At 65.0% G+C, this 12,207-nt stretch carries 10 protein-coding genes; 8 read left to right on the top strand and 2 right to left on the bottom strand.

From position 1 onward, the window contains the following. The first annotated feature begins 110 nt into the window (after positions 1–110). The 7 genes from boxC to EP376_RS11060 all read left to right on the top strand — a co-directional run bounded on the left by boxC (position 111) and on the right by EP376_RS11060 (position 8,475). Positions 111–1,769 (top strand): 2,3-epoxybenzoyl-CoA dihydrolase, encoded by a 1,659-nt coding sequence (gene boxC / locus EP376_RS11035; protein WP_127655578.1) that lies wholly within the window; start codon positions 111–113, stop codon positions 1,767–1,769. An 84-nt stretch (positions 1,770–1,853) separates the two neighbouring features. Then, entirely contained in the window at positions 1,854–3,305 is a 1,452-nt protein-coding gene (gene boxB, locus EP376_RS11040; protein WP_127655579.1) for a benzoyl-CoA 2,3-epoxidase subunit BoxB, read from the top strand. Positions 3,306–3,450: 145 nt separating this feature from the next. Then, the gene (locus EP376_RS22990) at positions 3,451–3,615 is read left to right on the top strand and encodes a hypothetical protein (protein WP_164744913.1); all 165 of its coding nucleotides are present in this window, start codon (positions 3,451–3,453) and stop codon (positions 3,613–3,615) included. A 90-nt stretch (positions 3,616–3,705) separates the two neighbouring features. Continuing rightward, positions 3,706–4,887, top strand: a complete 1,182-nt coding sequence (boxA, locus tag EP376_RS11045; protein ID WP_127655580.1) for a benzoyl-CoA 2,3-epoxidase subunit BoxA — start codon at positions 3,706–3,708, stop codon at positions 4,885–4,887. A 78-nt stretch (positions 4,888–4,965) separates the two neighbouring features. Then, positions 4,966–5,403, top strand: coding sequence for an acyl-CoA thioesterase (locus tag EP376_RS11050; RefSeq protein WP_127655581.1), 438 nt, complete (start codon positions 4,966–4,968; stop codon positions 5,401–5,403). A gap of 73 nt (positions 5,404–5,476) precedes the next feature. Beyond that, complete coding sequence (locus EP376_RS11055) at positions 5,477–6,361, top strand: helix-turn-helix transcriptional regulator (RefSeq protein WP_127655582.1); 885 nt, start codon at positions 5,477–5,479, stop codon at positions 6,359–6,361. Between the two features lie 50 nt (positions 6,362–6,411). Beyond that, positions 6,412–8,475, top strand: a complete 2,064-nt coding sequence (locus tag EP376_RS11060; protein ID WP_127655583.1) for a 3-hydroxyacyl-CoA dehydrogenase NAD-binding domain-containing protein — start codon at positions 6,412–6,414, stop codon at positions 8,473–8,475. Between the two features lie 235 nt (positions 8,476–8,710). On the opposite strand, the gene denD is transcribed toward EP376_RS11060, so the two are convergent. Next, positions 8,711–9,670 (bottom strand): D-erythronate dehydrogenase, encoded by a 960-nt coding sequence (denD, locus tag EP376_RS11065; RefSeq protein ID WP_127655584.1) that lies wholly within the window; start codon positions 9,668–9,670, stop codon positions 8,711–8,713. Then, on the bottom strand, positions 9,667–11,085 hold the full coding sequence (locus tag EP376_RS11070; RefSeq protein ID WP_127655585.1) for an FAD-binding oxidoreductase: 1,419 nt from the start codon (positions 11,083–11,085) through the stop codon (positions 9,667–9,669). Before EP376_RS11070 ends, denD begins: the two co-directional genes overlap by 4 nt. 456 nt (positions 11,086–11,541) lie before the next feature. On the opposite strand from EP376_RS11070, the gene EP376_RS11075 reads away from it, so the two are divergent. Further along, complete coding sequence (locus EP376_RS11075; RefSeq protein WP_127655586.1) at positions 11,542–12,081, top strand: GNAT family N-acetyltransferase; 540 nt, start codon at positions 11,542–11,544, stop codon at positions 12,079–12,081. The last annotated feature ends 126 nt before the right edge of the window (positions 12,082–12,207 follow it).

Here is a 12,207-nt window from a genome sequence, read left to right on the forward strand (position 1 = left end):
CGCAGAATGTCGGGAATTGATCGGAATATCGGTGGCACTATGTTGCATAAATTCGTTTACCTCTCCGTGCCGATACCCTATCCTTCCGGGATCAGAACAGGGATTGCCCAATGACCAAGGCCATCGATTTTCAGACCGATCCGTCGAAGTATCGCCATTGGCGGGTTGAATATGACGGGCCGGTCGCGAACCTGTTCATGGATGTGGACGAGGATGGCGGGCTGTTCGATGGGTATCAGCTGAAGCTGAATTCCTATGATCTGGGCGTCGATATCGAACTGTCGGATATCGTGCAGCGGATGCGGTTCGAACATCCCGAGGTCAAGGTTGTCGTGATGCAATCGGGCAAGGACAGGGTCTTTTGCGCGGGCGCCAACATCCGGATGCTGGGCGGCGCGGCGCACAGTCACAAGGTCAATTTCTGCAAATTCACCAACGAGACGCGGAACACCTTCGAAGCGGCCGAGGCCGACAGCGGGCAGAAATACATCGCCGCTGTCAAGGGCGCCTGCGCGGGGGGCGGATACGAGCTGGCTCTGGCGTGCAACCACATCATGCTGACCGATGACAGCTCGTCCTCGGTGGCGCTGCCCGAGGTGCCGCTTCTGGCGGTTCTGCCGGGCACGGGCGGCCTGACCCGCGTCACCGACAAACGCCGTGTGCGGCGCGATCTGGCCGATGTGTTCTGCTCGATGGAAGAAGGTGTGCGGGGCAAGCGGGCGCAGGATTGGCGGTTGGTGGACGAGGTGATCCCGAATTCGAAATTCGATGAAACGGTCGCCCGACGCGCCCGCGAATTCGCGGCGCAATCGCCCAAGGCCGACGTGACGCAGGGCATCACGCTTGGCCCGATAAGCCGAACGATCACGGATGATGCGATCACCTACAGTCTGGTCGAGGTGGCGCTGGATCGGGCGGGCCGCAAGGCCACGATCACGATCCACGGCCCCGATGAACCCGCACCTGAGAGCGCCGATGCGCTCGTGGCGCAGGGGGATCAGGGCTACATGCTGCGTCTGGCGCGCGAGCTGGATGACGCGATCCTGCACCTGCGGCTGAACGAGATGACGCTGGGCAACTGGGTGTTCCGCAGCCAGGGCGATCCGGAGGCGGTGCTGGAGCATGAGGCACTGATCCTGGACCACCGCGATCACTGGCTGGCCAATGAGATCGCGCAATACTGGAAACGCGTGCTCAAGCGGATCGACGTGACCTCGCGCAGCCTTGTCGCGCTGGTCGAACATGGGTCGTGTTTTGCGGGAATGCTGGCCGAGATCCTCTGGGCCGTCGACCGCAGCTACATGATGGAAGACGAGTTCGAGGGCGACAACCGCGCGCTTGCCGCGATCCACCTGAGCGACGGCAATTTCGGCGCCTACCCGATGGGCAACGACCTGACCCGTCTGCAGACGCGGTTCTATGGCACGCCCGAGGCGGTCGGGACGGCGAAGGAGGCGATCGGCGAAGCGATCGAGGCCGAGCGCGCCGAGGAGCTGGGCCTTGTGACCTATATCTACGACGACATCGACTGGGAGGACGAGATCCGCATCTTCCTCGAGGAACGGGCGAGCTTTTCGCCCGATGCGATGACGGGGATGGAGGCCAATCTGCGCTTTGCCGGCCCCGAAACGATGGAGACGCGGATATTCGGGCGGCTGACCGCCTGGCAGAACTGGATTTTCAACCGGCCCAACGCGGTGGGCCCGAACGGTGCGCTGCAACGCTATGGCACGGGCCAGCGCGGCGATTATGACATGGAACGCGTGTGACGCCTGGCGCACGCGGTTTCTTTGAAAGAAACCGGTTCGGAAACTTTGAAAGTTTCCGGGCGACAACGGAGAGGACAGCCCAAGATGCTCGACCTGATCAATGTCAGCTATGACACGCAGATCCCCAACAACGTGGGGCTCAGTTCGGACCGCAAGGTGCTCAAGGCGCTGGAGCGCTGGCACCCCGGCTATATCAACTGGTGGAACGACCTGATCCCCGAGAATTTCCAGAAATCCGACGTCTACCTGCGCACCGCCGTGAGCGTCGATCCCAAGGGCTGGGCCAAGTTCGACTACGTCAAGATGCCGGAATACCGCTGGGGCGTCCTGCTGGCGCCGCAGGTCGAGGACCGGACCGTGCCGTGTGGTGAGCATTACGGCCAGCCAGCCTGGCAGGAAGTTCCGGGCGAATACCGTAACATGCTCAAGCGGCTGATCGTGATCCAGGGCGATACCGAGCCGGGCTCGGTCGAGCAGCAGCGTTTCCTGGGCAAGACGGCGCCCTCGCTTTACGATCTGCGCAACCTCTTTCAGGTCAATGTCGAGGAGGGCCGCCACCTCTGGGCGATGGTCTATCTGCTGTTCAAGTATTTCGGCCGTGACGGCCGCGAAGAGGCTGACGATCTGCTGCGCCGGTCGTCCGGGTCGGAAGAGGCCCCGCGCATGCTGGGCGCCTTCAACGAAGAGACGCCCGACTGGCTGTCGTTCTTCATGTTCACCTATTTCACCGACCGCGACGGCAAGATGCAGCTGGAAAGCCTTGCGCAATCGGGTTTCGACCCGTTGTCACGCACCTGCCGCTTCATGCTGACCGAAGAGGCGCACCACATGTTCGTGGGCGAAACCGGCGTCGGCCGCATCGTCGAGCGCACGTGTCAGGCAATGAAGGAGGCCGGAATTTCCGACCCCTATGACATCGACAAGATCCGCGATCTGGGCGTGATCGACCTGCCGACCATCCAGAAAAAGCTGAACCTGCATTATTCGCTGTCGCTCGATCTGTTCGGGCAGGAGGTCTCGACCAATGCGGCGAACGCCTTCAACGCCGGCATCAAGGGCCGCTACATGGAACAGCGGATCGACGACGACCACCGCCTGACCGGCGACACCTATGTCGTCCGGTCCGTCAGGGATGGCACCATCGTGACCGAGGATGTGCCGGCGCTGACGGCGATCAACATGCGCCTGCGCGACGATTACGTCCGCGACGCCTCGGGCGGCGTCGGCCGCTGGAACAAGGCCATCGCCAAGGCTGGCGTGGATTTCGAACTGAAGCTGCCGCACGAGGGCTTTCACCGTCAGATCGGCGTTTTCTCGAGCGTCAATGTCGACCCGGAGGGCAAGATCCTGTCCAGGGAAGAGTGGGAGGCGAAGTCGAAGGACTGGCTGCCCACGAAAGCCGACGGCGATTTCATCCAGTCGCTGATGGTGCCCTGCTACGAGCCCGGCCAGTTTGCCAGCTGGATCGCCCCGCCCAAGGTGGGCATCGACAACAAGCCGGGCGATTTCGAATATGTGAAACTGCACATGGCGTAAGGGTTTGCGCGGCTGGTCCGGCGCCCACGCGGGCGCCCGATCAGCCGTGAGACGGTGAGAGCGACTTGATCTGGCGCAAGGACGCCCGGCGATGAGGGCCTATCGTGCCTGTTCATCGCCACCGGGAGGCAGAGGGAGACCCGAGATGATGACAGAGCGACAGATCGGCCACGCGCCGCGCACGCAAGCGCTGGGAAAAGAGATCATGTCGGTTCAGGGCCCCTGCATCGGCTGCAAGGGATGCACCGGCCTGTGCGCTGCCCTGATCGAGGCTCTCAGCCTTCCGGACGTGGTTCTGAACCGCGGCTGACGCGGGCCTCCCTGCACCCCGACCCCACGCCATCGCACCAACGACCAGACCGGGCACGCGCAGGCTTTGCCCGACAGCGAAGGAAACGCGATGACACTGCCGATGAAACAGCACCTGATCGATCCCGAGATCTGCATCCGCTGCTATACCTGCGAGATGTCGTGCCCGGTGGGCGCGATCGAGCATGACGACAACAATGTCGTGGTAAATGCCGACAGCTGTGATGAATGCATGGCCTGCATCCCGGTCTGCCCCACCGGATCGATCGACAACTGGCGTATCGTGGCAGAGCCCTACAGCCTCGAGGAGCAATATGGCTGGGAGGAACTGCCCGAGCAGGAAGACATCGCCCTTGCCGCGGGCGGCGATACGGATGACGACGATCCGATCGCGGCCCTTCTGGCCGAAGCGCACAAGGGCGCAGGTGGCAGGCCCGTGGCCCCCGCGAGCGCGGCCAGGCCCAGTGTCAACCTTTATCCGCTGTCCAAGCCGGTCGCGGCGATCGTGCAGGGCAATTACAGGCTGACCGACGATCCCGATCACGACGTGCGCCACATCATCCTCGATTTCGGGGGGCAAAGCTTTCCGGTGCTGGAGGGCCAGTCGATCGGCATCCTGCCACCGGGCGAGGATGCCGAGGGCCGGGCCCATCTGCCACGGCTTTATTCGGTCTCGTCGCCCCGCGACGGGGAGAGGCCGAATTTCCACAATGTCTCGCTCACGGTGAAGCGGGAACCGGGGGGCGTCTGCTCGACCTATCTGTGCGATCTGGAACAGGGCGCAGAGGTGCGGGTCACGGGGCCGTGGGGCCAGACCTTCCTGATGCCGCAGGATCCGGATGCGCGGCTTCTGATGATTTGCACCGGGACGGGATCGGCGCCGATGCGCGCCTTCACCATGCACCGGCAGCGCGCGATGGCGGGCGGCGACGGGGACATGGTCCTGTTCTTCGGCGCGCGCACGCCCGAAAGCCTGCCCTATTTCGGACCGCTCAAGAAGGTGCCGGACACCATGCTGAAGAAACACCTCGTGTTCAGCCGGATCGAGGGGCAGCCCAAGGAATACGTGCAGGACAGGCTGATCGCGGCACAAGATGACGTGGCCGCCATGCTGAGCGATCCCGCGACCCACATCTATATCTGCGGCCTGCGCGGCATGGAGGAGGGCGTGGAGCGCGCCTTTACCAGCATCGCCGAAAGCATCGGCGAACACTGGGCTGCGCTGCGCGACAAGATGCGCGACGATGGCCGCTACCACGTCGAAACCTATTGACCCGGCCGGGGCAGGGGCGACCAAATTTAGCTAAATTTGGTGCCCCCCGCCCTTGGCCGACCGCGAGGCAGAAACACAATGCCCGATCCCTATATCCACGAGATCCGCGTGAGCTGGGGCGATTGCGACCCGGCGCGCATTGCCTATACCGGCCGTCTGCCGGCCTTCGCCCTCGAGGCGATCAACGGCTGGTGGGAACATGTGCTGGGCGGCGACGGCTGGTTCCAGATGGAGATGGACCGCAATCTCGGCACGCCCTTCGTCAGCCTGTCGATGGATTTCCGCCGCCCCGTCACGCCCCGTCACCGGCTGTTGTGCGATGTGCGGCCTGTCCGCCTGGGCGGGACCTCGATCACGTTCGAAGTGACCGGCCGGCAGGATGGGGAAATCTGTTTCGACGGGCGGTTCACCTGCGTGTTCATCGTGGCCGATGCCTTCCGCAAGCAATCGCCGCCGCCCGAGATCCGGGCGATGATCGCGGAATGGCTGCCCCGCGATACGGGGGCCGGGGATTGATGCGCCAAGGGGCGGACCATAGGGTCGGGGTCGGGCCATGACACTCGCCCGGACAGGAAAGGCGCCGACGGCCATGACTGACGCCCCGAACACCGGTGAGGCGACCGAGGCGCTGATGGCGCAAATCGGCGACCGGGTGCGCCGCGCGCGTCAGAGGCAGGGGATCCCGCGGCGCGTTCTGTCGGAGCTGTCGGGCGTCTCGCCCCGCTACCTCGCCAATCTTGAAACCGGGCAGGGCAATGTCTCGGTCGGGGTGCTGTTGCGCGTGGCCGACGCCCTGGGCGAACGGGTGGAGCATCTTCTGGCCGATGACGAGGCGCCCGAGGCCCGCCGGATCGCCGATCTGTTCCGCGCCGCCGATGCGCCGACCCGCGCCCGCGTGCGCGAGATACTCGCCCCCGAGGAAAGCGGCGCGGCGCGGGGCCGGCGGATTGCGCTGATCGGGCTGCGCGGGGCGGGCAAATCCACGCTGGGTCGCAAGCTGGGCACCCGGCTGGATCTGCCCTTCGTCGAGCTGAACGCCGAGATCGAGGCGCAATCGGGCATGCCGGTGACCGAGCTGATCGCGCTTTACGGGCAGGAGGGTTATCGCCGGCTCGAGGCCAGCGCGATCGGCCGGATCGCGGATGGCCACGAGGCGATGGTTCTGGCCGTGGCGGGCGGAATCGTGTCGGAGCCCGAAACCTACGAGATGCTTCTGGCCCGGTTCCACACGATCTGGCTGCGGGCGTCGCCTGCCGAACACATGGAGCGGGTGCGCGCGCAGGGCGACATGCGGCCGATGGCGGGCAACCCGGCGGCGATGGATCAGCTGCGCTCGATCCTGACAAGCCGCGAGGCGCAATACGCGCGCGCCGGTGCCACGCTCGACACCAGCGGCCGGGGGATCGAGCAATCGCTGTCGGACCTTGTCGTTCTGGTGACGGAGCAGGGCTTTCTGACCGGAGGGCCGGGCTAGCAAAGCCGGGGCCGGGCGTGCCCGGCGCGAATGAAACGGAGGGGATGGGGATGAGTGTCGAGTATCGCCGGGACGGGCGGGTGGTCCATGTCGTGCTGAATGCGCCGCCGGTCAATGCGATCGGCCATGCGATGCGGGCCGGGCTGATGGACGCGCTCGACCGGATTGAGGCCGAGGGCGACGTCGAGCGGGTGATCCTTTCGGGCGCGGGCCGGGCCTTTGCCGCGGGCGCCGATGCGCGCGAATTCGACAGCGATCCCGAACCGCCGCATCTGCCGGATGTCAGCGACCGGATCGCCCGCTGCGATGTGCCCTGGATTGCCGCGATCCACGGCGCGGCGCTTGGCGGCGGGGCGGAGCTGGCGCTGGCCTGCCGCTACCGGATCGCGCGGGCCGACGCGGTGATCGGCCTGCCGGAGGTCACGCTGGGCGTGGTTCCAGGCGCGGGCGGCACGCAGCGTCTGCCCCGGCTGATCGGGATCGACCGGGCGCTTGACCTGATCCCCGCCGGCAAGACCCTCTCGGGCCGTGCCGCGCGGGAGATCGGCCTGATCGACGAGGTCGACGACGATCCCGTCGGTTTCGCCGAGATGACGAATGCCGAATGGCTGGGCATGGCCGTACCGTTGCACGAGCTGAATTCCGGAGAGGCCGCGCCGGAGGTGTTCGAGGCCGCCCGCGCGCAGGCCCGCGCCAAGATGTGCGGACAGGACGCGCCCCTGCGCGCCATCAACCTGATCGAACGGTCGATGACAGCGCCTTTCGAGGACGGCATGGCAGAGGAGCGGGCCACATTCCTCGCACTGCGTCAGTCCGATCAGGCGCGCGCGCTGCGGCATATCTTCTTCGCCGAACGGGCCGCCAAGGCGCCCGCCGATCTGCCACGTGTCGACCTGCCCGAACATGTGGCGGTTGTCGGTGGCGGCACGATGGGGGCGGGGATCGCCTATGCGCTCTTGAACGCGGGGCTCCGCGTCACGGTGATCGAAACCGATGCAGACGGCGTGGAGCGCGCGCGGGCCAATGTCGAAAAGATCATCGACGCAAGCCAGAGGCGCGGGTTGATCGACGAGGCCGGCGCGGCGGCGCGGCGCAACGCGCTGACACTGACGACGGATTATGCCGATGCCGCGGGCGCGGGCCTTGCCATCGAGGCCGCATTCGAGGCGATGGAGGTGAAACGCCAGGTCTTTGCCGCGCTGGAGGCCGCCTTGCCGGCCGATGCGATCCTTGCCAGCAACACATCCTATCTTGATCTGAACGAGGTCGGCGGCGCGCTTGCCGATCCGTCCCGGCTCGTGGGTCTGCATTTCTTTGCCCCCGCCCATATCATGAAACTGCTTGAGATCGTGCGCGGGGCGGAGACGTCCGACCGGGCGCTTGCCCTTGGCTTTGCGCTGGCAAAGCGGCTGCGCAAGGTGCCGGTCGTGGCGGGTGTCTGCGACGGGTTCATCGGCAACCGCATCCTCGCCCGTTATCGCGAGGCGGCGGATACGGTGTTCATGGACGGCTCCACCCCGTGGGAGGTCGATGAGGCGATGGTCGAATTCGGATATGCGATGGGCCCTTACGAGGCGCAGGATCTGTCAGGTCTCGACATCGCCCATGCCAATCGCCGTCGGCAGGACGCGACCCGCGATCCGGCCCGCCGCTATATCCCGATTGCCGACCGGATGGTCGAACTGGGCAAGCTGGGCCGCAAGACGGGGGCGGGCTGGTATCGCTATCCCGGTGGGAATGGCAAGGTCGAGGATCCGATCGTGGCCGACCTCGCGCTGGAAGAGGCGCATTTCGCGGGCATCACCCGGACGGATTACGACGCCGACGAGATCCGCCACCGCCTGATCCTCGCCATGATCAACGAGGCGGCCGATATCCTGGCCGAGGGCATCGCCGAGACGGCCGCCGACATCGATCTCGTCACCGTGTTTGGCTATGGTTTCCCGCGGTGGCGGGGCGGGTTGATGCACCATGCCGATACGCTGGGCGCCGCTGCCGTGCTCGACGGGCTTGCCACACTCGCCAAGGAAGATCCCGTCGCCTGGCGCCCCAGCCCGATGATCGAAGACTGCGCCCGCCGCGGGATCAGGTTTTCCGATTGGCGGAGGGCGTGACCATCGGCCCCAAGGTAAAGGCGTGAAATAGAGATTACGTTGCATTTTGCCGTTTGCGGTAATCTGTCTTCATGACACTGGCCGGCCACCGACCAAGGAAGACCGGCGTCCGCCGGCAAGCGTGTCACCACAAGCACCGCCGCTCTTCCGGGTCGTCAAACAAGGCGCGCGCCTTGGGGGCTCTTGGCCGTTCTCCTCGGGACAACGACTGCAACCGGGGAGACAGATGACAGCCCTAGCCCCGGTCATCCTCGATGTAATACCGGATATTGTCCTCAAAGCTGTCATCGGCGATCAGGCCAAGGCCAAGGGCGCGGTCGGCGCGGATGTCAAAGCGCCAGCCGCCGACGATCTTCAGGAGCGCCTCGTCCTTCTCCCAACGGATCAGGCGGGCGGGATCCGGGCCCGCGACAGCGGTCATCGCGTCGATCATCTGGCGGATCGACCAGGTGCGTCCGGGCATCTGCAGAACCCGGTTCATCCCCAGCGCGCCTGCCTCGATCTCGGCGGTGCGCACGAGGTTTTCGGCACAGAGCCGGGGGCTGAGGTAGTAGTGCAGGAACTCCTCTCCCACCGGGCAGACCGCCTCCTGCCCGTTCAATGGCTCCCGCAGGATCGACGACATGAAGCCCGAGGCGGCGCGGTTCGGCTTGCCCGGCCGAACCGAAATCGTGGGCAGGCGCACGGCGCGGCCATCGACAAATCCCTTGCGGGAATAGTCGTTCACCATCAGCTCTCCCACGGCCTTCTGCATTCCGTAGGAGGTTTGGGGGTTGAGGAACGACTGCTCCCCCACAGGGTCGGGCACATCGCCGCCATAGACGGCGATCGACGAGGTAAAGACGACAACCGGCGCGGTGCCCAGCGTGCGGCACCGTTCGAGGATGTTTCGCGTGCCGTCGAGGTTGATCTTCATCCCGGCCTCGAAGTCCTCTTCCGCATGGGCAGAGACGACGGCGGCAAGGTGATAGATGACATCCGTCTCGGGCGTGATCGCCTCGGAGACCGAGGCCGGGTCGGTGATGTCGCAGGCCAGCCCGGTGATATGAACGCTGCCCGCCTTCAGCTCCGGATCCGCGATGTCTGCCAGCGTGATCTTGGTGATGTCGCGGCCCATCAGGTGACCACGGTCCACCAGGGCCGAGGCCAGCTTGCGGCCGACAACGCCACCGCCGCCGATGATCAGGATGTTCATGAAAGGGTCTCCTTGGCAGATGCGGGTGGCAAAAGCTTGCCGGGGTTGAGGATGCCGTTCGGGTCGAAGGCGGCCTTGATGCTGCGCATATAGGCCAGCGCGGGCCCGTGTTCGCGGCTCATCAGGTCCAGCTTGCCCAGCCCGATCCCGTGCTCGCCCGAGACCGTACCGCCGAGATCGAGCGCAAGATGCGCGATGGTGTGGCTGAACTCCGCCACCTGCGCGACCGAGGCCGGATCGGTTGGGTCGACCACCACGCCGCAGTGGAAATTGCCGTCGCCCACATGGCCCACGATGGTAGCGGTCAGCCCGCCGTCGCGCGCCAGGCGCTGCGCCGTGGTCACCGCCTCGGCAAGGCGCGAGATCGGCACGCAGACATCCGTCGACCGGATCCGCCGCCCCGGCCCCGCAAGCGCCTGACAGGCATAATGCGCATTGTGCCGCATCGACCAGAGCGCGTTGCGATCCTCGGTCTTGGTGGCGCTCGACCAGCCGTCGACGCTGAACTCGCCGGCGATCTCTTCGAAGAGGGCTGTCTGTTCGGCCACGCTCGCCGGTGTGCCCGTGAATTCGAGGAACAGGTGCGGCTTTTCCGGCAGGCCTGCATCGGAATAAAGGTTGAAACCCTGAACCATCACCTCGTCGACCAGCTCGATCCGGGCCATGGGCAGGCCCGACTGAACAGTCAGGATCACGCAATTCACCGCGTCCTCGACAGTGTCGAACCGGCAGGTCGCCGCCGTCACCGCCTCGGGGATGCCCTGCAGTTTCAGCGTCAGTTCCGTGATGACGCCCAACGTGCCTTCCGATCCGATCAGAAGGTGGGTCAGGTCATAGCCGGTCGAGGACTTGCGCGCCCGGGATCCGCTGCGGATCACGGTGCCATCGGCCATTACCGCCTCCAGCGCGAGGATATTGTCGCGCATCGTGCCATAGCGCACCGCCGTGGTGCCGCTGGCGCGGGTCGCGGCCATCCCGCCAAGCGAGGCATCGGCGCCGGGATCGACAGGGAAGAACAGGCCCGTCGCGCGGAGTTCTTCGTTCAGGGCGACGCGGCGCAGGCCTGGCTGGATGACCACGTTCAGATCCTCGGGATTCACCGCCAGAACCTGGTTCATCCGCGACAGATCAAGGCTGATGCCCCCCGCCTGCGCAAGGTGCTGCCCCTCAAGCGCGCTGCCCGCGCCGAACGGTGTCACAGGGCAGCCCGCCGCGTTGCAGATCGCAAGGATGCGCGAGACCTCTTCCGTCGTCTCGGGATAGGCGACGGCATCGGGCAGGGTTTCGGGAAAATCAGTCTCGTTCTGGCCGTGATGGGCACGATCCGCCGCCGAGGTCACCAGCCGCGCGCCCAACATCTCTGCGATGCGCGCAATCGCATCGTCATGGGTCTGCCTCGTCACTCCATCCGCCATCGCGACATCTCCCGTCCTCCTTCGCCTTATCCCGCGCAAGGAACCGTCCCGCAAGGGGCGGCCGATCGCAAGATCGGTCGAAACAGGCGACTTCGAAGTGGCTTGCCCTGCTTTATGATCGCGCCTAATTTCTGAAAGGAGCATGGGGCGATGTCCTCATGACATGGAGATTTTATGAAAGAGCCCCGGGCATAAGCCCGTTCCCGATCCAGTAGTTCGGGAACGCCAGAAACCAGAAGGACACTCACGCGCGATGCTGAGTGGCCTGTTTTCTGACATCTCATGAAATCGAGACACTCCATTGAACATCTCAAAACACGAACAGCGTGTCTTGCGCGTCCACGACCTTTCTGGAGCAATCCACCATCAACGGTGCGATAGCGGCAAGCCCGAACAGGCCGGCCGGCAAGACATCAACATCCTGCGCGCACAGCCCGACGACAAAAGGAGCAAGACATGGACCTCATAACGACCGACGCGCAACGAAAGAACGAAATCGCCGACCTGTTCCGATCGACCTTCACCGAGTCCGAAGGCGTGGCGGAAGGGGACCTGATCGGCAACCTGGTTGAGCGAATGCTGGCGACGGTGGACGCGGCGGACATGTTCGTCTTCTCCGCGGTCGAGGGGGATGATCTTGCGGGAACGGCGATCTTTACACGCATGACCTATCCCGAGGATGAGCGGATGGTCTTCATCCTGTCGCCGATGGCCGTGGCCCCGGGGCATCAGGGCAGGGGGGTCGGACAGAAGCTGCTGACGTTCGGCCTGAACGCGTTGCGCCGGAACGGTGTCGGCGTCGCGCTGACCTACGGCGACATCAACTTCTACTCCAAAGTCGGGTTCAGGCAGATTTCCGAATCTGTCGCGCCGCCGCCCCTGTCGCTGGGTTATCCCGAAGGCTGGCTTGGGCAGTCGCTGACAAGCCGGCCGCTCGACCCGCTGAAAGGTGCATCGACCTGCGTCGACGCCCTTAACGATCCGGCCATTTGGTGATCCGGTAGCTCATGAGGAAAGGCATCCGGGCCGCTGCCCGGGTGCCTTTTCCCAAGATCGAAACGCATGCGGTTGGCGGCATGGCGCAACCTGCCCCTTGCATTCCACTCCGCCAAAATCGACACT

Origin of the sequence: Alexandriicola marinus, assembly GCF_004000435.1 — a bacterium.
GTDB lineage: Bacteria > Pseudomonadota > Alphaproteobacteria > Rhodobacterales > Rhodobacteraceae > Alexandriicola > Alexandriicola marinus.